Below are 22,260 nucleotides of genomic sequence, written 5' to 3' on the forward strand. Positions count from 1 at the left end.
GCTATTTATTAATTTTTAGTTTGATAACATTCCCATTTACTTTTTCTGCTAAATCTATATATAGCCTGATTGCTTCATCTCTATCTCTAGAACTAATAGGTATATACCCAGGTGTACCTTCGGAACTAAAATATTTATGAAGAATAGAAAAAGCCCTTTCAAAATCTCCCGAATTGAGGTGAATTCTTGCAAGAGGATATGCAATTCTAAGATCAGCGTAATCTGAAATCCTAATAACATGGTTAGCATAGTTTATTAATTGTATATCATAAAGATTATTTTCACGGAAATAATCAAGAACTTGCCCGATAATTCCCATTAATGATATAGTTATTGTATTATTAGGTAGGTTTTTTTTCAGCATCGATATCGTTTCTGCCATTAGTTTATTATAATTCTCTGATTGCCTAAGACTTTTATAAGATAGAAGTAACTTATGTCTATAATGCCAATTATTTGGTTCCTTATTTAGAGCCTTCTTAAGTATAGCAATATTCCTTTCCATTTTTTTATCAATATCAAGAAACCCGTAATGCAACAAACTAATTTCTCTTATTTTATCGAAGGGATTAGTAATTCCTTTTTTATTTGCATATTCTCTTAGAGACTTTACTGGATGCTCATGAATAACACCCTCATACTTCAAGCCCGGTATATTTCTAAATACCAACAGACGATCTAGAATTTTATAGTCTCCGTTCGATAGGACAGATTTCTCAGAAACAAAAAATCCAATCTTATTTGTTCTACTTAAATAATCCTTAAGTTCAAAATCTTTCCCAAAAATTAGTTCATGGTCTGTATCTATCTGAAATATCCAGCTTCCCTTAGCATATTTTAAAGCTTCATTTCTCACTCTGGAAAAATCATCATTCCATTTATAAAAATAGACTTCTGCCCCTGATTTTTTAGCTATTCTCACTGAATCATCAACCGACCCAGTATCAATAACTACAATCTGATCCACCACATTTTTTATAGATGTTATACACCTACCAATAAATTCTGAGGAATCTCGAGCTATAATGCATGCTGTTAAAAATATATCTTTAATTTTCAAATTTCTTTAATATATTTTCAAAAAGCTCAATGTCAACATATTTCTGGAATTTTATATCAAAAAGTTCCAGATCAACTAAAATATACTTACCCCCATCATCTCGCACTGCTTTTTTCAAAATACCAGATTTCACCAATTCTGATATTACCTTTTCATATTTGGATATGTCCTCATTCAATATCTCAGAACACTTAGAATTCATATATTCCATTTCTATATCATTTGCTCTTGCCTGTTCTTTCAATATTTCGTTTATAAATTTTAAAAACTTGACTTCTTTTTCAGATTTTACTTCGAACTCCTCTATTATGCCTTTGGTAATATTCTTTAGATACCTTTCTTTACAAAACCTGGTAAATTTTAAAAACCTTTCCCAATCTTTTACAATGAAAGTTTTACCATCTTTATAATTAAACTCTGATTCTGCAAGGGGAGTAAAAATTAGTTTTGAAAGAATACCGCTAACTTGACTCGGTGGAATATCGAGTAGAAATGATATATCCTCAACTAATTTCTTCCATGACTGTTTATATATAATACCAGTAGTTTTTTCTTCCTTTTCAAGCATAAGACTGATTAAATATACGGTCTTTTTACCAATTTCAACACTATCAGTTACTCGTTGTTTTTTATCGGCAATACGCAATCTTTCTACCAGTACATTCATAAATACCCCTAACCAATTTGGGCTACCGGCGAGAATTTTATCAAACATTGCCCTTGTAATTTCTACACATTCAACATCTGTTATAGCTCTAACAGTTGCAGATCTCGGCCTGCCATCAATTAGAGACATTTCACCAAATATCTCGCCCGGTCCAAGTTTTGCAAGTCTAATCTCCCTCCTATCAACGGTATTATACACTTCCACCTGTCCTGACTTGATTATGAACATCGAATTCCCGGCATCCCCCTCCAGACATATAATTTCTCCTGGAGAAAACTTCTTTAAAGCCTTTTTCTCAATAAAACCAGCCACTTTATATTCTCCTTAATATTGTTTCGATGCTATTTATAACCTCGTCAAGTGAAATATCTCTCATGCACTTTTTACCGTAGGGACATGGTGGTTTTGGATGCAGTGACTTTTTATTATACTCCCTATAACATGGAGAACATTCATAGCCTTTCCAAATATTAATTGCAGAATTATATCCAAAACCTACAGGACTAGTACTGCCAAACAGTACAACTGCTGGCTTATTAAAAGCAGCCGCTACATGATTTGGAAAGCTATCCACGCCAACATGAAAATCACTAACATAAGTCATGCTTGCTGAAAGCCTAACACTCAAAATACCAACAAATGAAAGTACATTCTTTAACACAGGTTGTCCACTTGATCCCAACTGTATAAATAAAACCCTTCCTTTGAAATAATCAACAACTTTTTGCCATAAATCAATTTCCCATTCCTTGTATGGAGACCATCCTGCAGTAATATGTATTGTAGCCAGTTTTATATTTATTCTTCTAAATTTCTTTACCGCATTTTCTGCAAATGAAATCTCATGTTTATAAAGTCTCAAATCGCCACGTAATGAATCAACCTTTACATTAGCACATTCAGCAAACTCATATACAAGATGTTTCTCAAGCGGTTTATCGGGATAACCCTTCTTAAGAGGATACTCAAAGTAAACTTTCAAATCTGCATCTAATCCTACTGGAGAAATTTCATCAACATAAGGATTATTTAAAATGAGATTAGGCGTAACTGTTACATATCTAATATACGATCCTTTATACTTATTCTTTAATGCTCTAACAGCGGGGGTTGTCATTAATACGTCACCGATAGCACCCGCTCGATAACATTCAATTATCATTGACCTCTACCCTTTTCTTTAAAAGTCTCAACTCAATATCACGAAATACGTCATCCCAATTACCCTGCTTTTTCTGTCTAAAAATCCTCATCGTTGGATACCAGGGACTATCATCTCTATCTAACATCCATCTCCAATCAGGATATTTGGGTATCAGAAGCCATACACTTCTCCCCAGAGCGCCCGCAAGGTGTGCTACCGCTGTATCAACACTTATTACAAGATCCAGACTCATAATAATAAGAGCTGTATCATAAAAATCATCAATATACCCGTCAAGATTGATTATTTTATTGTCGGAAATCATACCTAATTGTTTAGCATATTCCCCCTTCTGAAGGCTATATAATTTAATTCCCTCCATTTCGGTAAATCTTAAAAAATAGCTTAGATCTATCGAACGATTTCTATCATCCTTATGTTTCGTATTACCACCCCACACAATACCAACATTTAAAAATTTTCTGTTAAAGCCTATTTCTCGCCTAACCCGATCGATATCTTTCAAAGGAATATCAATATAAGGTACGGAATCTGGAATAGACTGCTCATCACTTACAAAAATTCTACCAAGACTCATTATTGGAATATGAAAATCATAATCCTCATTATGATTAACATCCTTATCGTAAATGACATCAATTCCTCTAACGTGCTGAAATAACTTGATCAGCTTTCTTTGACAATTCAATATTATTCTCCCGTATTGTTTATTAATTAATTTTACAAATCTTATAAACTGTATAGCATCTCCATACCCTTGTTCCGTCCATATCATTAGTTTTTTATCTGCTAATGGTCTCCCATCCCATATTGGTTTTTTATATTTATACATAACACTTTTAAAAAATGGTAATTTTAATCTGCTTTCATATCCCTCCCATCCATTTTTAAAATTCCCATTTAATAAGTAAATCAGGCTCTTTCCAAGCACAGCCTCAGCAAAATCATTGCATAGCTTTATTGCTATATTATATTCTTTAATAGCTTCATCAAATCTCCCCTGACACTGTAAGATATTAGCAAGATTATTATGTAGCTTTGCGCTACCAGGAATCTCAGCAATACCTTCCCTTAATATAACTTCACCCTTCTCATTATCGCCCAGGTCTCGGTAAATCAAATAGAGACAATTATAAGCATCTTCAGATTTTTTATTAAAACTAATAAAATCTTTCAAAAGCTTTTCTGCCTCCCTATATCTTCTAAGATAATACAAAGTAAGTCCCGCCTTATAATACAAATCGTATCTTGTGGGATTAAGTTGCATTACTATACTATAAGCCTTTAGTGCCGAATCATATTTTCCAATATTAAAGAGAGCATCCCCGAGATGGATGTATGCTTCTTCCGATCGTGGATTTATAGATATTGCCTCCCTAAAACTTCCAACAGCATTAAGATAGTTTTTATTCTGAAGGTACTTCATACCTCTCTTCATATATTCATTGTACTCATTTATACCTTTTTTATCTTCAGTGCCTATATTTTTTATTTTGTTAAAACTCATTTAATTAGCTTTTTCAATTCGGTAAAAACATTATCAAAAACATTTTCCCAATTACCCAGTTTCTTCTGTCTAAAAATTCTCATTGTAGGATACCAGGGTGAATCTTCTCCATCCAGCAACCATCTCCAATCGGAATTATATGGTAGCAACAACCACACATTTTTACCAATCGCTCCCGCAAGGTGAGCCACCGCAGTATCAGCAGACACTACCAGATCCATGTTTTTTATAAAAATAGCTGTGTCATAGAAATCATTGATGTATTCATTCAAATCCACAATTTTACCATTTTCTCTCAATTTCAAGCAATCCGCTTCTGAAGGGTTTTTCTGGAGGCTAAAAAGCTGAACATTCGGAACATCAGTAAGACGAATAAAATAAGTAACATCAATGGATCTATTCAAATCATTTAGATGCTCTCTATTACCCGCCCAGACAAATCCAATTTTAAATTTATCCTTATATTTAGATAATATACTATTCCGTGCCAAATCATCTCTTTTAACAGACAGATAAGGAATACCCGTATATACATCCTGTAATTTTATATTCAAGACTCTTGGTAAGCTTAATAAGGGGATATAAAAATCAAAATCAGGTATTCTTTCTCCAGACTTAATCACAAGATCAGCTCCTTCACAGAAATCAATTATTTTTTTCAGGGCTGATGGAACTTCAAATATTAATTTTCCCACCTTTTTTCGTGCAATTTTTAAAAACCGACAAAATTGTATAGTATCTCCGAATCCCTGCTCAGCAAACACGAACAGCGTCTTATTTACAATATCTTCCCCATTCCATATAGGTTTTGAAAAATCTCTTTTTATTTTTTCAAACTCCTTGCGATACCATCGCCATTCATAATCCTGCCACCCTTTTTCGTATTCTCCTAATGTCAGATATATAAATCCACGATTACATCTGGCTTCAACAAAGTTTGGATTTAAACTCAATGCTTTCTCGGTAAAATAAAGAGACTTCCTTATATCACGGAGATTAAGATAGCATGAACCAAGGTTTGAATATGCTTCAACAAGATCTGGCTTTATTTCGATTGCTTTTTTAAAAAATTTAACTGCTTTGTCATATTGATATAAATATCCGTAAACTTTTCCAAGATTGTTAAGGGAAAAGGGGTTTTGCGGTTGCAACCTAACTGATTTAACAGCATAGTAAAGTGCATTACCTAAATCTCTCTTATTACAAAATATGGAACTCAAATTACTATAAGCTTCAGCAAAATCCGGATTCATTTCTATAGCCTTTAAGTAAAATTTCTCCGCCTCTCTAATTTTTCCGTGTAACTGGAAAATCAGCCCAATACTAAAATAAGCTTTAGCATGATCTGGATCAATTTCTATAACCCTTCTATAATTTTTTATAGCTTCTTCGTATTTCCCTCTCTTAAAGAAAATTCTTCCTAAATGATAATAAGCTTCACTATATCCATTATTCAGTTTTAGCACTTGCCTGAAGCAATCTTCTGCTCTCTCTAGGTCACCCGATTTGATATATTTCCGTCCTAGATTATAAAAATATATATAATCTGCTACGTTTGTCTCAACTGAACGCCGTTTATTGTCCATAAATATATAACTATGTATAAGTTTTGGAATTGTAGCTGTATATAAATGGTCTATAAATATCCAAGTTTTTTCATTGTATTTCCCAACACCTCTATCACAAAATCTTCATCTTCTGGAGCAAAATATTCTCTATACGTGCCATTCATTCCCTTCCCGGGATTAATTACATTTTGATATTTACTTGGTCTTTTTATTTCGGATAAATTCCAGCCTGTAATTTTCGCTATTCTTTTCATTTCCTCATCAAATTTATTATTCAAATCTTCATACCTGATTGTAATGACTTTATTTTTATTCTTCTCAGCATAATTTACCCATCCTAAAACGTTCGTCTGCCATCGGTGTAACATCGTTGGCTCCTGCTCCTTTTGATATCTCAATATAGCTCCTCTAGGTTGAGCCCTTATAAATTCACTCACTGTCCTTGTAGCAGGTCCTTCATCCCATCCCTTAGATCGATAATCATTTAATAATTTCCAGAAACTTACCATTACATCTCTCGGGTCTCTGTAAATATAGAAAACGTAGAATTGTTCAGTAAAATAATCCATTATATCTATTAAAAAATCAATTGGATGATGCGACTTCAAAATATTTAATACAGGCTGGTTATGTAGCCTTTTTAATACACTTAAAATTGAAACCGGAGCATATAGATTGAGACCCAGATTAAAATCGAGATCTATCCTTGGAGAAGCAATATAGCCAAAATTAATAGAAATCGAATTCATCAAAAAATGTGTGCCAGATCTTTCATGGCTAATAATAGCGACCTTTTTTGTCCCCGGTTTCCCAAGAGTCAGAGTAGCTTTAGGCACAATAAACTCACCTTGACTAATTCGATTGTAATTCTAATATCTCAATTGCTTTTACATTTGTTGGATCATATTCCAGAACCTTGCTCGCAAACTGCTTTGCTTCATCATATCTACCAACTTCCTGATATAATTCTGCCATTCTCAACAACGTCAGGACATCGTTCGGGTGGTTTTCAAGTATTTTTACAAATGCACGAACACCATCCTCATATTGTTCCAATTCCAGTAATACTTCCGCATAATTCCTCTGAGCATCCACAAAGTCAGGAGCCTTTGCGACAGCGGCTGCAAACAATGCCTTTGCTGATTCAAAGTCACCCAACTCGGCACTTATTATGCCAGATTGATTATATGCATATGCGTTATCCGGATTTAAGTCAATGCATTTTTTCAGCATTCTAATAGCATTAAGATTGTCGTCAACATTTCTATAACATAACGCAAGACCGAATAATGCTTCCTCATTTAATGGATCATAGCTTAAAACTTTTACAAAAATTTCCCTGGCATCCTGATATCGGGATTGTGTAAATAAGTCCACTGCCACATTAATCTGGTCTTCACTTAAATCCACTAGCCTTTTATCTCTCTCCATAAGCCATTCAAAATCTATATCCTGCCATTTCTTCTTAAATATTTCTTTATTCATTTCAATAGATTTTTCATAATTAATTTTGTTTGATTTAAATGTGGCACTCCCATAGTGATGCATAAACACATTCTCAGCAACAACAATTTTGAACCCTGCCTTTGATGCTCTCAAACAATAGTCATCATCCTCATAATTTCCACCAACAAAATTTTCGTCAAACCCACCTATAGCGTCATACAATCTCCTGTTTATCATCATTGCAAATCCTGCTATCCTCCTACGGGGTGTATATTTGTACTTCCTCGCTTCTGAAATACGCATAGCATATTCCTCAAAATCCTCAGGATTTTCATACTGGACATTCTCCACCATCTGAAGTCCACTAATCCAGTTTGTTAATGGACCAACCAATCCAATCGACTCATCGATTTCAAATGGTTTTATCATTTTTTCCAGCCATTCAGGCGGTACCAGAACATCATTATTAATAACCATCAAATACTTCCCGTTTGCAAAAGATAGCCCTTGATTAGCACCTTTTGAGAAACCAACGTTAGTATTATTCAATATTACCTTTACATGTGAATAATTATTGCTCAAATAATCAAGATACTCCCTTGTACCATCACTTGATCCATTATCAACAACAATAACTTCATAACTACCACTGGTATTTTTCAGAAGATACTTAAAAAACATTTTAGTATATTCGATGCCATTAAAAGTCAGTGTAATAACAGATACTTTTGGTGGAGCAGAAATATTAGTGTTCAACTTAATTACGTTTTCCATCTCTTCTTCCTTTTTTTTATAAATAGATAGCTCACCAAACTTTTTTGCATATAGCGAATAATTTTCTTTTAAAAAATTCTCAAAATTTTCAAATCCCTCTGTTAAGGCTGTAATAACTATATATTTTGGCTTATCATTGCTAAGCTGATTTACTATCATTGTTTCCATTCCATAGGGATCAGGGGAGTAGGAAATATAAGGTCGAGGACAGAACAAAGTTGTTGTAGGTGAAGGTCGCTCAGAGAACAAATATATTTCATATTCAGGTCCCCAGACATATATTTTATCATCCTCATTTGTGATATCTTTTAACATCCTACCTATTTTTTCTCCTGCAAGATTCATCTCCCATTCTTGTCTATAATAAAAAATGTGTCCTCTTCCTTTTCTCTCTATTTTTCTCCATTTATTAAAATCAATTAAAATTATCCCAAAATAGCCCACGATGAGAATGGTGATAATAGCGATAGCAAGAATTGAACCGTTAGTTGACAGCATCTTCCACAACTCCGACGCCCCAAATCCCGATAAAATTAAAATCGGGCCAAGTAATGGTAAAAAGTGGTAAGCCATATAATGTTTGTTAATTATAATCCCTAAAATAGCACCTACTAACCACACTAAAGTAAATAATAAACTATTTATATTGTGGCTGTATACAATCCCTAACACTATTCCCGATAACGCAAAAAGTATATAAATCGAACTGTTCTTTAAAATAGGTACCATTACAACTTTAACCCATCTTAGGTATCCCTCTTTTGTATATTTAAAGTTAAAAGTTTTTTTCTGATCATTTTGTAAAACAGCATGAGTTGCTGGCTCTGATTCTTCTTTTTTTAATTCCTTTGTATGATAAAACAACAATTCTAATTGCTTCTTAAGAAACTTAAACTTAAATCCAAATATTATTCTAAAATGATCAGTTGGAATATTATTATATTTGAAAAATAAAAATATACCAATGAATCCAATTATCATTCCAAATATAATTGATATATAACCAGAAAACCTAAAATTGTATATTAATCCACTAATACATAATGGTAAAATTGTGTTTAAGTAAGCAGTCTGTTTAAAAAACAGTGCTCCCATTGATGAAATACCACTTATTAAAAGCAAATAATAATTTTGAGCCTGCGCCCCTAAGATAAATAAATAAAAAGATAATGAAGTAAAAAATATCTGTTCAACCTCATCACTTGATTGTGTCCACACATAAGCCGGCAAAGATGAAATGAATGCATAGCTAAAAGAAGAGATTATAGCAACTGTATCGCCAAAAAGTTCTCCGGCAACTAAGAAAACCAATAAATTTGTTAATAAATGAAAGACTATATTGGATATTCTAAAAACTTTTCTTGAAATACCAAATAACCTTATAAGCAATAAATATAAAAGCCATCTGCCCGGTGGGTGATTTTCACCTGTATCTATATATGGGATCTTCTTTTTTTTCAGTTTAAATAATGCATGATAACCGTAAACACCATAATCCCTATCAAGTGGAATATTTATAAAAGGAAGCTTTAGTAAAATATTCATTAATAAACCAAAAACTAATAGTATATATACTAACATTACTGCTCCTTATAAATGATAACTTCTATTTTATCACCAAGGTTGAAAGGTCGCCCTATAACGTAGCTTAAATATACCGCAATCTGGCCTATTACTTTTTTTATTATGTACACTTCCCTATTCCCTAAAACTACTTCTTTGCTTATCTTTTCTATGGTAATCCTTTTATTATTATTAATTCCCCTTTTGACTCTCCTCTTATTTATCAATTTTTTATATGTTTCTCTTATTTTATGATAGAAGTAAAAGCTTTCAGGAATCCCATATGTGCCTATTTTAAACGATATTTTATAATACCTCTTCAACCGATTTATAAGATTATATATACTTCGTGGAGTGAAATAATTCACATGAGAAGGTGGTTTATTAAAATAAAATTTCGATAAACCAAGTTTAATAGTTAGTGAATTATAATTTGGCACGCCTGCAACGTATAAATATCCTCCTGGTTTAAGAATCCTTAGAGCAGATTTTAAATGCTTATAGGGATCATAAATATGTTCCAAAGTTGAAGTACTTACAACCAGGTCAAAATAATTTTCTGGCAAATAATCCTCTTCAATTTCTTTATCATATAATGTAAAGCCATAAAATTTAGCATACTTCTTTGCCCATGGGGAAACATCAAGGCCATAGCAATGCCAGCCCATTGCCTTAAAATGCTTTAACAACATACCATTGCCACAGCCAACATCAAGAACCCTACCCGCTTTTGTCTTTCTTGTCACCCTACAAACCACGCTCCAAAACCACAAATTGTCAAGTTTCGTCTGAGACTGCATGTAAAAGCTATCTGTACTGCTTGAAACGTGGTAATTATGCCTCCTAACCTCATCAAGCGACACGTCAGCAAATACAAACGAACATTTTGAGCACCTTGCTAGCAAACACCCATTCAACATTCTCTCATCCACAAGCCTACTGCTCCCGCAGATTGGACAATTTCTCATAAATTACACACAGGTATCAGAACTAGACACCATCAGGTCAATTTTTATAAAAATAAAACCATATGTATCCCGCAGGAATAAGGATATGACACTTTATTGTAAAAATAAGAGAATGCACAACCGGAAGAAAAAGTATAAAAAAAAGATAAGTGAGGAGGCAAAGATAAAAAAAAGTCAAAAACAACCTTTTCAGAAAAAACAGGGGATACTTCTTTAGAATCAGACTATCCATAACCCCATTAGAAATGCCCTGATAAAACATCCTTCTATAAAACCACCCTTTCTTAAGTCGCTCTTTCTTCACAACATGGAAAACAATAATCGATGGGGCATATAACACCCGATACCCATCCCTTATAGTGCATTCTATAATGTAATTCTCCTCGTTAGAAATCAATCTACTGCCTACCCTTCCCAAATCTGCCCTAAAACCCAAATATTTGACCAAAACAGATTTCCTAAAAACTAAATTTGTCCCAGCTAAGAAACTTTTCCCACTCCTCACGCAAAAAGCCCTATTTCCTTCATCTACAAGTGAAAGGGCGGTCATCATTCTATCGGACAACCATCTTGGCCTACCGGACTCCCAAATAGGCAAAACTTTCCCGCCTATGCAGGCAACTCTGGAATCAGCATTTTCAAAAATCTCAAGAATATTCTTAAGCCAACACCTATCCGCTATAGCATCATCATCTATGAAAGCCACAAACTCACCTCTAGCAGCATTTAACCCTCTATTCCTTGCACGGGATAAACCAAGTCTCTTCTCTTTCAGAACAACTATGTTAAAATTACCTTTATATTTATCAAGAAAGCCTATCTCCACCCCACCACATTTTCCATTGATAACCAAAATCAATTCAACAAAGCGCCTATCTATCTCCTGATTAACAATACTTTCAACCGTTCTCTCAACAAGGGAAGAACTAAATGTAGTACACAAAACCACAGAAACACGAATTTCAGATTTAGCCATAACCTACAGCACTTTACCGGGGAACATAACCAGCAAACTCACATAGCCTACTATAAATTTCCCGCAACTTACTATCAACCTCAAAATCCCCTTTAGACCTTTTTAGATCTTTCTCCGGAAAAGACCTGTCTACCTTCGCACCGGTAAAATCTTCTATCTTATCCAACCCCTCTTTAGTTGGAACCTGATCATAATGAATGAACAACCAATCCCCTTCTTTAACATGATACTCCAAAATGTGGGTATACATTAATTCCCAGACTTCGAGAGCTATCTTTCTATTGATCTTCAAGCTGAATAGATATCCAACTTCACTACACTCCTTTAATATACTATTTACCGTCGCCGCCGGATCTCTAAAAACACATATGTAACAACAATCCTTTAGGAAGGGTCTCCACACCGGTAAAGTATATGAAAATCTCGGGTCTTTAAAGCAGTATGGCTCTCTATAAACCACCCTCCAAATCCTTTCTTCAATTTCACGAGTCATCTTCCATCTAACACTTAGAGGAACACGCGACAACCACCTCTGACCATAAACCGGCCGTGCCCTAAAAAAATACTTGCCTATTATCGGCGGTCTGTTAGGGGTAACAAGTGAAATTAATTTCTCATTTATCCCGTTTATCTCGGGGTCTTCAAAAAAACCTTTTGGATTACTATGGCGAGGAGGATATAACCTATCCCCCATAAAATAACCAGCACTGGCAAGGGTCCCAGCAACCATACTTGTTCCACTTCGACCAGATCCAAGTATTAAAACATTCCTCATAACCACTTACCCCCAATACTCAAAACTTTATTAAAAACTTTCTTTAAAAGCGACCCTCCACCATCTAATTTCCGACTTAAATCAGAAATCGCAGAATTAACATATACCCCCTCTGGATAATACTTCTGAGCTTTCTTCAGCTGCCTAATTGCTCTAATAATATCTCTTCTGCGCTCTATACTCTGTCCATGCCAGATACCACTTATGGGTTGGTAACCCACGCTAAACCCAGAATTCTTTGTCATTACTGCAATATTAAACAAATCATCGATATTTCTTTTCATCACCACAGTTAAAATCTTAACCTCTACATCTTTACCTCTAACCTTCCCTGCCAGATAACCCATATTTTTCATTAACACCTCCCACTTGCCTCCTATTCTTATACTTTCGTAAACTTCTTTGCTGGCACCATCTATTGAAATAGACAGACTTCTGAATTTCCCATCCATCATGTCAATTACGTTTTTATTCAATAAGATACCATTTGTTATTATATGTATCTTCAAATCTGGATACACTGCAGGACCAAATTCCTTTATAAACTCAATTACCTCTCTGGATAAAAGAGGCTCACCTCCGACAAACTCTATCCTATCCATGTACTTAAACCATCCTCGTATTTCATTCATCATTTTATCAAAAATATGTTCAGACTTTACATTCCCCTGCCTACACATTATACAGCCAAGATTACATCTATTCGTCGGGTATAACTTAACATAAGTCGGTTTACTGGAAATCACCACTTTCCCACTCTCTATTTCTTCCCACATCAATCTTTTGTTCTCAATATATTCCTTACTTATCCCATTTATACGATCCGGCTTCGCAACATATTTGCCATTAACAACAAAAGGACAGGTATCTTTACATATCTTGTCAATATCCCCCTCCAGCATTTTCTGCCGCAAATACCTGTACTCAGAACCGTTCCATATCTCTTCTAGACTTCTTTTCTCAATATTTTTGATGTTTACTTTGGACCAACAGCATACTCTCAAATGATCACCAGGAGATTCCTGGCTTATAGCCATCCACGGATAAACACACAACAACTCCCTCTTAGCCATTACCCTTTCCCCCAGCTCCCAAATAATCATCAATAACTTCTCTCAAGGGTTCAAAAACCACCTCTCGCGTTAGATTCTTTCTAACATAATCAATTGAATTCTGCTTTAACCTATCCGCCAACTCCCCATCAATTAGCAAATCAACAACACATCCTGCGAACTGCTTGCTATCTCTGGCGCAGAGTACAACCTCATCTTTAAGCTCTCCCACTCCGACAAGAGCATTTTCACTTGCAACACAGGGAACCCCGTACGAAAGGGCTTCCACAAGTTTTATCTTAAGACCACTACTCACAATAGATGGAATAACAGCAACTTTCGACATCTCATAATAACTATCGATATCATCAACATATCCCAAGAACCTTACCGTCTTATCACCCCAATTCTGAAAAATTTTTCTGCTACCAATGCTGCCGACAACATACATCAATGCATCAGGAATTCTCTCTAATACTTTTGGCCAAATCTCTCTAAGATACCATTGAAGGCTTATAACATTGTGATCAGCATTGCTTCCAACAAAAATAACTATATTATCCTTCTTTGGTCTTCCTTTTACCAATTTTACATCCACAGGATACGGTACACTTATGACCTTCTTTTCAGGCAACAATTTCTTCACAACCTGCCTTTCGTGGTCTTGAATAGTCACTATGACATCTCCCTTCTGAAGCAGAGCTTTCTCAAAATCCTTATCCCAAACTTCACAGTCAGATTCCATACCTATACTCCAGAACGACCTTCTTCTCTTAAATAAAATATCATGCGTTAATATAACCTTCAAACATTCGGTGAAATCTGAATCAAATATATTGGCCATCCATGTATGATCAGCAACAACAATTTGAGGTCTATGTTTCCTGATCACTCTCCTCACAAAATCTATCTCACGTCCATTCAATACTCTGCGATCACCACACTCTATACCGCTCTGCGGTGCAATATCAACAAGAAATTTCACCGCCCTATCCACACACTTGCATCTGAAAAATCTCCCAACTTTTACAATCCTATTTAGCAAACTGCAGATTATATAACTGTAAACCGGTAGAAAGGGCTCTATAGGACTGACCCTACACTCCCGGTAGACCTTCGAAAATTCACCCACATTGAAACCGCACGTTCTTCCAATATACACATATATTACCTTGAAACCTGTTAGTTTAAAAAAATCTACAACACTCTTGAGGTACTTAAAACTCCCATATTCACTGCTGTGGCACAACACCCTTGTAACTATGGCTACCTTATACACTCATTCCCACCCTAAACTACACCAGCAATGGCTTCATAGTTTACGTATCAAACCCACTATCAATCCCACCCTAGAATAATGAAAATACTTTCTGAAAAACCTATCCGGATTATCAGTAGGCAAAATTAGTGAAAGAAAATTCTTACAATTAAGAAAAGTATTCTTCACGTTAAACGCGATAATCTTCAATATCTTCCTCTTTCCCAGCTTTTCATTCTTAACACGAAGAATAGCCTCAGAAATCCCCTGGTAAAAATTCCTTTTAAGAAACCATCCCTTCTTCAACCTTTCCGGTGGTATATAATGATATACCCTTACTGAAGGCTCATAATAGCACCTATAACCTTTCTGTTCAGCCCTCTCTCTTAACAGGTTCTCTTCCATCGATACTAATTTCTTCCCCTTCCTTCCAAGCTGTGTATCAAACCCCTCACATTCTTCCAGCACTTTTTTCAAGTAACAAACATTCGCTCCTACAAGCCACTCATTTTTCGTAATAAAGAATCCTCTATTGGACCACTTTACTGTCGACAATCCCCTTTCTAATCTGTCATTCATCCAAACTGGCTTTTTTCTACTCCATATGGGTAAAACCTCCCCTCCAACCACTCCAGGCTGCGGTTTCACCGTAGTATAAACGCGCAATATATTCTCCAGCCATTTTTTAGTTGCTATAGCATCATCATCAATAAAAGCAATTATATTCCCTCTTGAGTGCTTTATACCCGCATTCCTTGCGTGTGATAATCCTATCTTCGCTTCTCTCACATACCTTATATTCGGAACATCACTGTAGCTATTCACTACCTCTCTGGTGTTATCTGTAGAATTATTGTCAACGACAATTATCTCATACCTACCCTTTGAAAGGCTTTGCCTCACAAGACTGTCAATAACTTTTCTGAGAAACTTAGCCCTGTTGTGCGTACAAATTACTACAGAGATAAAATACTCTACATCACCGCTCATGCTCTCCCCAAAATTCTACTGAAAAGCCCCCGAGCTTTTGCGGTAAGGGCTTTCCTCTTAACCACCTTTTTCTCACCAGTCGCCCTATGTTCTCTCATCCAGTCATCCCACCATTCAGGTTCCCTGTCATACTTGGGATCAATACCCTTGTAAGGCATAGTTTCAAGAGACAACTCCCTCCGCCTTATGACTTCATGCTGCAACTTAAAATTAAAAGAGCCCTTTTCAAAACTATGACCATACAGACCATAAGAAACCGGATGCCATGGATGATACAACATCACCCTAGGATTCCATTTAACATGCAACCCAAGATTCTTAAACCTTGTATATAACTCCTTACCTCCCGCATACACATCGCCAGCAAAACACTCAAACTGCTCATACCCATTAACCTCAAACAACCATTTCTTTCTAACAGTCAAACACCCACCGTAATTAACAGGATTAGTCAACCTGCACACTTCCTTTAAATATTCCGGGTCAATCGGCTTCAACTTCCTAGGGGGAACGAGAGGCTTTGGTTCCTCAAGTCTATAGAAATACATGACCAGCTCTTCATTCTTTACATGATCTTCAAAAACGGCCTCAAGAAAGTAGTTATCAATATAAACATCCCCATCAATCAAGACTAATAGATCACCTGTACTCCTTTTTATCCCTTCATTCCAGCAATACGAAATGAACAATGGCGGTTTACGGTTAAGCTTTATTATCTTCACATTTTCTTTCCTCTCTAACTCCGGCTTCACTTTATCAAAATGCTCCACCCATAATATCTCATACATATCCTTATCAATCGTCTGATTATTCAAACAATCAATTATGTGAAACCTCTCTCTATACCCTCCATCATACATAATCACCGAAATTTTCATGATCACCTCATCACGATGGATTATAAAATATTATCCTTGAACCATCATACTCAAAATCAAAATTTACTTCTCTCAAATCGGACAGCGCGTTTCTTACAAACGTTCTTTTCTCAGGAGGCACGAACAGAAGCAAAAATCCTCCACCCCCCGCACCTAAAAGTTTTCCTCCAATCGCTCCCGCCCTTTTAGCCCTCTCATACCATTCATCTATCCTGGGGTTCGTTATTTTACTGGACAGAGTTCTTTTTATCTCCCAGGCCGTATTCAACAAATCACCAAAGTCAAGGATACTATTTCCATTGGTTAGTACCTCAATACCCTGACTGACTAACTCATATAAAATCTTCAACTTATTGTTAATCCTTTCTCTCTTAATATTTTCAATCTGCTCCTCCAGTACCTCACTTGCATACCTCTGCAACCCTGTATAAAACAGCATCAGATGGCTTCTAAACTCCCTCATCCTCTCTCTACCGAGCGGAATTGGACCTGGCAACACTTTCCCACTCTTCTCTATAGAGAGGTGTAACAGCCCTCCTATCGCACACGCATACTGGTCCTGAACCCCTACTCTCTCTCTTATTAACTCCTGCTCAACGTAGACTGCTTCCTCTGCCAGTTGTTCTCTGGTAACAAATTCCCCTTTAAAAGCATGTAGAGCATGCAATAACGTCACGGTAAAAGAGGAAGAAGACCCTAAACCCGTTCTTGAAGGTAAATCCCCTACATAATTAATTTCAATACCATCCTCTATGTTCAAAAATTTCAGGCACTCCCTAACTGAAGGATGCTTGATTTCATCCACAGTCTTTACAAGCTCCGTAATGGAGTAGCTAACCCTTATATTGTAATCAAAGAATCTCTCAAGCCTGCTAACAGTCACATAAGAATACTTGTTAATGGTCAAACCAAGCGTCTGCCCCCCGTACTTTCTAAAAAAATCAGGATAATCTGTGCCTCCTCCCAGCAAGCTCACTCTCACAGGGGTTCTTGCTATTATCATTTCACCCTCTTTTTTTTAACAAGGTAGAATCACTTATCTATTAAGGCAGAATATCTTTTTATCTTTTCTACCGTCCCAAAATCATAAAAACCTGCTGCTATTTCAAAACCATACACTCTCTTACCACTTTTAACAGCCAAGGGAATAATATCATACTCTATCGACAGACAGTTCTTATCAAACAGCTCCTTTACTCTGTTAAAAGTGATACAATAACATCCAGCATTTATAAAAGAGTTCTTATCTCCAACTTTTTCCTCAAAGCTTAAAACTTTATTATCTTCATCCAGCTCAACTGAACTAATATCTCTCAAACCCTCCTCCCTTTTGACAATCACGGTAATATCAGAAGCTTTTTGACAATGGAATTTCAGAACTTCCCTGTAATCAATCTTCAGTAACGTATCACCATTTAGAACAAAGAAAGGTTCTTTTAAACCGTACTCCCTGTATATATGAGGTATTGCTCCCCCTGTCCCCATTGGTATCTTCTCTACGTAACAGATAATTTTATCAATCAGTCCTCTATCATGCAGATAACCAATAACCCTTTCCGACAAATAACCGAGGGAAAGAAATATCCTCTCAAAACCTCTGCTGGTAAGGTTCTCTATCTGTCTATCCAGAATACTTTTCCCCTTAATCTCCACAAGAATTTTCGGAATGCCCGGGAAAAATCTCCGCAAGCGAGTCCCCTTGCCACCAGCTAAAACTACTATATCCATTCTATCTATAACACCTACGCATTCCTGCAAAAATTATCAATCTTAATAAGTATATTGTAAACTCTTTTCAACTCCTCTATACCATCATTGATACTTACCTTCGCGGTAAACCCGGCTTGTTTTATTTTCTCATTAGATACAATATAATTTCTCTTGTCCGGATCCTCGCCTATCTCAGCAAACTTATACACAAAATTCGGTATATGTTGTTTTATAATCTCTGCCAGTTCTGCCTTCGATAGATTCGCATCATCAAGCCCCAGATTGTAAACCTCATTTTTCATCAGATCAAAATTCTCGATACAATACAGGAAACAATCACAAACATCTAAAATATGCACGTAGTTTCTCTTAAAGTGAGGCTGATAAATTATTATATAACCATCTTTCATCGCTCTATAAGTAAAATCATTGACAAGCAAATCCAACCTCATGCGGGGGGAATATCCAAAAACCGTTGCAAGCCTAAATACTGCCACATTACCGCTATCAAGAAGCGATTTCTCAGCCTCCACTTTTGATCTCCCATAGATACTGATGGGATTCAAAGGGGTATTCTCATCACAATATATATCTCCAGTAGTAGTACCATACCCACTATTCGTGTTAGGGAAAATCATTATCTGGCTCTTACTCCTCATTTTGTCGAGCATAATAATAGCATCCCTGTTTATACTCCACGCATCATGTGGACTTCTCTCACACGCCGGCATTCCTACCAGAGCAGCAAGCGGAATTATCACATCAAACTTCTTTATCATTGGTTTGAAAATCCTCTTATCTCGCACATCACCATAATAAAAGTAAAAATTATCCCGAGAAGCATAAGCAAGAAGACTCGTCTGCTTATACATCAAATTGTCTACAACATGGACTTCCCAACCTTTATCTAACAACTTCCCAACAAGGACAGAGCCAATATAACCCGCTCCACCTGTTACTAAAACCTTCACAATTCCCTCATACCTTATTGGTTGTTGACTTTCATGCCTTACACAGAAAAAATGCCCTCACTTCGATAAATCAGTACCCAAAATATGTGTTTACTTCATATAAACCCAGTTGTCTGAAATAATTCTCCGCCTCCTCAGACCAATACTCATCCAGACTCGACAACTTTCCAGACCATGTTAATGTTCCTCGAAATAAGAACTTATCGGGATCAATTTTCCTATCTCCAAGTCCCAGAAATCTCCCTAACTTCGTTAGTATCCCTTCCGGCATCTCTTCCATCTCCAGAATTTCCTCAAACCTCAAAACCAATACATCATCACACTTCATCCACCCCATAAGCGGAAAAGCCCAGGTATCAGAAAATATCCTGCCAAATTCCCTCAAATAAGCCACCATCATATTTTTTTTATCCTGCTCCTTGTGCCAGGTAAAATGACTTAAGTCCTCTCTACCCGTATCCTTTAGAAACCTCATATGCGATATCAAACAGTGACGCAGCTCTCTCACTATAAAAATTTTTTTGAAGTCCTGCAAACATCTCTTGATATAATCGTTATAATGAAAATGTCCTACGACAAATTGACATGGTCTCACCCTTTCTACCACTTCATCAAAAGGCATTTTATAAACGTAATTTCTATAGTTCCTACGTCCTTTCTCCAGTGATATAAATCTATAATCCGTGAACCCAGAACCATCAGCAGTTACATGCAATCCCGTGCTTACCAAACCCAAACTCTTTAGCAGCTCAGCCAACAAGTATGTCCCGGCTTTAGGAAGGGATATGATTGCTACTTTATATCTACATTCCCCTCTCTCAACAACAAAAACAGGCTCTAGACTCTCATCTATAAACATTATAATCCTATACTTCGAAACGAAATTCTTAAACTCCTTCAACAAATTTCTACTCACCCCACCACTCATCCCTTGCAATTACTAAGAATACCCTCAATAATTACTTTAAAGCTAAAACCTAGCTCCCTTGTTGTTTAAGCCATATCTCACAACGCAAATTCAAGCTACCCGAATAGGGGTGCATAATAAGTAAAACAATCTCCCTAAACTCCTCCAGGAATAAAACAACTCTCCATTCATCGCTATCCTGCTACTATATTTTATATGTTCTCTCTAAAGTCTCAAGAGACTCCAGCCCCTCACCCAATCTCTTAACACCGTCCAGCTTTTTAGGAATTCCCAATACATCCGTATATCTATAAGGGCGTTGCAATACATCCTTAAAAAAGCTATTTTCGTCCGCTTCACAAATTGGAACAGCCATACTTGGAGATAAAACGTAATAAATGTCAAACAGATAGTAGTTTCTAAATAGGTAACCAAAAATACTATAAAAAAAATCCTTATCTCTTACGCGCTCAGAGCTAAACTCAAAGATGAGGACTACAATATCACTATCTATCAAAGATTTTATCTCCTCTATGATCTCGAACTCTAATCCCTCAACATCCAGCTTTATCATAAATGGACCCGATAGTTTATGCTCCTTAATATACTCACTTATAGTTATCCCTTCCGCCAGATAACTATACGAATCATCCAATTTCCAGATAATATTGTTCGTATCCGTATGCCCCTGCCTTGCATACACAATAGCCGGCCCGGAAACATCCGAAATAGCCAATTTTTCAAAAGTCACCCATTTCTCTAACCCATTCACCTTTATATTATACGGCATCAACTCGCTTGCCTCCCCAATATCAAAACAAATCACTTCGTTATCCTTACCAAACTCCCTGATTACACTGGCCAGCTTGAGACCAAAAAGCCCTACATGACATCCTACATCCAGTACCGTAAACTCTTCACCGACATCCCACAAGTGCTTCATAATCAAATATATCAGGTGTCTACAACTTTGGATAGCAGATATAGTATCCCTATTTATTTCCGGTCTGGGATATCCCTTCTCTCTAACCCCTCTCAGAAACTCCCTCAAAGGATAATTCTTTCTCCTATCATCTATGAAATTGTCATAAATGTTATCATTCTTGTACATGAATAGTTTAATGTCATCAAAATCCACAAAATCAATTAACCTGCGTCCCATCACCCAACAATTCATGTCAGCTATAAATTTTTGGGGTTCTCCTTTAACACCCGAACTCAATATTTTATTGAAAATTGTTCTTAACATCTTTTACCCCAAAACAAATTCCTTTACAACATCATATGTCATTGGGACTTCGCAAACACTCTTTATTTTCTCTATGCACACATCAACAATCCTTGGTTTCATATCCGTAGAAACCATTTCAAGATTTACAGCTTTACCTGCAAGTCTAGCAATCTCGACAGGGGAAATTAATCCATCACCACAGACATTATAGATTTCATTCACAAACCCTTTCTCAAATATTTCCCACACTATTCTCGCAACAGAATCAGTATCTATATACTGATAACGAGACTCAGGATGAATCCTTATGGGTCTATCGTTCAAAATATCATACACAGGATTCTTCTTTAATCCCGGGCCAACCATCCCTGCAAGCCTGAAAATAAGCCACTTTTTCGAGTAATGCTGAATAAACTGCTCCTCAACATACTTATGAAACCCATAGTTCGAATTCCTGGACACATCAATATGATGCTCTTCCGTTGTTTTCTCAGGGTCATCCAGCTCTTCATAAACATCCACGCTTGATATATGTATCTGCAAACCAGCTCTGTAATCAAGTATAGCCTTCATTCTGTTCAGAACAGACATCTCAAAATCCTCCAGAGGGTTCTCATCAGCAATATACTTCCTTGAGTTACTCGCGGCATAAACTACAATATCATAATACCCTTTATATTTCTCATAGTTATCCCGGGTTATTTCAAACAGATCGTATCCTTCTTTCCCCCTTAGCAACCTCGTGAAAGCAGAACCAACAAATCCTTTAGCACCTATAACAGCAACTTTCATCA

General features: G+C 36.2%; 20 protein-coding genes. All 20 read right to left on the bottom strand.

Annotated features, from left to right (window positions below):
• Position 1 precedes the first annotated feature (1 nt).
• Positions 2-1,060: a glycosyltransferase gene (locus H0Z29_03115; protein ID MBO8130491.1), complete on the bottom strand. Its 1,059-nt coding sequence runs from the start codon at positions 1,058-1,060 to the stop codon at positions 2-4.
• Positions 1,050-2,039 carry a cyclic nucleotide-binding domain-containing protein gene (locus H0Z29_03120; protein ID MBO8130492.1) on the bottom strand — a complete coding sequence of 330 codons (990 nt, stop codon included), beginning with the start codon at positions 2,037-2,039 and terminating at the stop codon, positions 1,050-1,052. The genes H0Z29_03115 and H0Z29_03120 overlap by 11 nt, the downstream gene beginning before the upstream one ends.
• 1 nt (position 2,040) lies before the next feature.
• Positions 2,041-2,889 (bottom strand): glycosyltransferase family 9 protein, encoded by an 849-nt coding sequence (locus H0Z29_03125; GenBank protein MBO8130493.1) that lies wholly within the window; start codon positions 2,887-2,889, stop codon positions 2,041-2,043.
• Positions 2,879-4,399 (bottom strand): glycosyltransferase family protein, encoded by a 1,521-nt coding sequence (locus H0Z29_03130; protein ID MBO8130494.1) that lies wholly within the window; start codon positions 4,397-4,399, stop codon positions 2,879-2,881. The genes H0Z29_03125 and H0Z29_03130 overlap by 11 nt, the downstream gene beginning before the upstream one ends.
• Positions 4,396-5,985 (bottom strand): tetratricopeptide repeat protein, encoded by a 1,590-nt coding sequence (locus H0Z29_03135; GenBank protein MBO8130495.1) that lies wholly within the window; start codon positions 5,983-5,985, stop codon positions 4,396-4,398. The genes H0Z29_03130 and H0Z29_03135 overlap by 4 nt, the downstream gene beginning before the upstream one ends.
• A 50-nt stretch (positions 5,986-6,035) precedes the next feature.
• Positions 6,036-6,803: a sulfotransferase domain-containing protein gene (locus H0Z29_03140; protein ID MBO8130496.1), complete on the bottom strand. Its 768-nt coding sequence runs from the start codon at positions 6,801-6,803 to the stop codon at positions 6,036-6,038.
• A 16-nt stretch (positions 6,804-6,819) separates the two neighbouring features.
• Positions 6,820-9,768: a glycosyltransferase gene (locus H0Z29_03145; protein MBO8130497.1), complete on the bottom strand. Its 2,949-nt coding sequence runs from the start codon at positions 9,766-9,768 to the stop codon at positions 6,820-6,822.
• Positions 9,768-10,682: a class I SAM-dependent methyltransferase gene (locus H0Z29_03150; protein ID MBO8130498.1), complete on the bottom strand. Its 915-nt coding sequence runs from the start codon at positions 10,680-10,682 to the stop codon at positions 9,768-9,770. Before H0Z29_03150 ends, H0Z29_03145 begins: the two co-directional genes overlap by 1 nt.
• A gap of 73 nt (positions 10,683-10,755) precedes the next feature.
• Positions 10,756-11,694 carry a glycosyltransferase gene (locus H0Z29_03155; GenBank protein MBO8130499.1) on the bottom strand — a complete coding sequence of 313 codons (939 nt, stop codon included), beginning with the start codon at positions 11,692-11,694 and terminating at the stop codon, positions 10,756-10,758.
• A gap of 13 nt (positions 11,695-11,707) precedes the next feature.
• Positions 11,708-12,469: a sulfotransferase gene (locus H0Z29_03160; protein MBO8130500.1), complete on the bottom strand. Its 762-nt coding sequence runs from the start codon at positions 12,467-12,469 to the stop codon at positions 11,708-11,710.
• A complete protein-coding gene (locus H0Z29_03165; protein MBO8130501.1) occupies positions 12,466-13,542 on the bottom strand; it encodes a radical SAM protein in 1,077 nt (358 codons plus the stop codon). Before H0Z29_03165 ends, H0Z29_03160 begins: the two co-directional genes overlap by 4 nt.
• Positions 13,535-14,800 carry a glycosyltransferase family 4 protein gene (locus tag H0Z29_03170; GenBank protein MBO8130502.1) on the bottom strand — a complete coding sequence of 422 codons (1,266 nt, stop codon included), beginning with the start codon at positions 14,798-14,800 and terminating at the stop codon, positions 13,535-13,537. Before H0Z29_03170 ends, H0Z29_03165 begins: the two co-directional genes overlap by 8 nt.
• A gap of 33 nt (positions 14,801-14,833) precedes the next feature.
• Positions 14,834-15,769, bottom strand: coding sequence for a glycosyltransferase (locus H0Z29_03175; protein MBO8130503.1), 936 nt, complete (start codon positions 15,767-15,769; stop codon positions 14,834-14,836).
• Entirely contained in the window at positions 15,766-16,647 is an 882-nt protein-coding gene (locus tag H0Z29_03180; protein MBO8130504.1) for a glycosyltransferase family 2 protein, read from the bottom strand. Before H0Z29_03180 ends, H0Z29_03175 begins: the two co-directional genes overlap by 4 nt.
• Positions 16,648-16,657: 10 nt before the next feature.
• Complete coding sequence (locus H0Z29_03185; protein MBO8130505.1) at positions 16,658-17,650, bottom strand: kinase; 993 nt, start codon at positions 17,648-17,650, stop codon at positions 16,658-16,660.
• A 29-nt stretch (positions 17,651-17,679) separates the two neighbouring features.
• On the bottom strand, positions 17,680-18,375 hold the full coding sequence (locus tag H0Z29_03190) for an NTP transferase domain-containing protein (protein ID MBO8130506.1): 696 nt from the start codon (positions 18,373-18,375) through the stop codon (positions 17,680-17,682).
• Positions 18,376-18,389: 14 nt separating this feature from the next.
• The gene (locus H0Z29_03195; protein MBO8130507.1) at positions 18,390-19,328 is read right to left on the bottom strand and encodes an NAD(P)-dependent oxidoreductase; all 939 of its coding nucleotides are present in this window, start codon (positions 19,326-19,328) and stop codon (positions 18,390-18,392) included.
• A gap of 70 nt (positions 19,329-19,398) precedes the next feature.
• Positions 19,399-20,244 carry a sulfotransferase domain-containing protein gene (locus tag H0Z29_03200; GenBank protein MBO8130508.1) on the bottom strand — a complete coding sequence of 282 codons (846 nt, stop codon included), beginning with the start codon at positions 20,242-20,244 and terminating at the stop codon, positions 19,399-19,401.
• Positions 20,245-20,440: 196 nt separating this feature from the next.
• A complete protein-coding gene (locus H0Z29_03205) occupies positions 20,441-21,484 on the bottom strand; it encodes an FkbM family methyltransferase (protein ID MBO8130509.1) in 1,044 nt (347 codons plus the stop codon).
• Positions 21,485-21,487: 3 nt separating this feature from the next.
• Entirely contained in the window at positions 21,488-22,258 is a 771-nt protein-coding gene (locus H0Z29_03210; GenBank protein MBO8130510.1) for an SDR family oxidoreductase, read from the bottom strand.
• Between the last annotated feature and the right edge of the window lie 2 nt (positions 22,259-22,260).

The organism is Candidatus Neomarinimicrobiota bacterium, assembly GCA_017656425.1.
Lineage (GTDB): Bacteria > Fidelibacterota > UBA2242 > UBA2242 > B5-G15 > JACDNV01.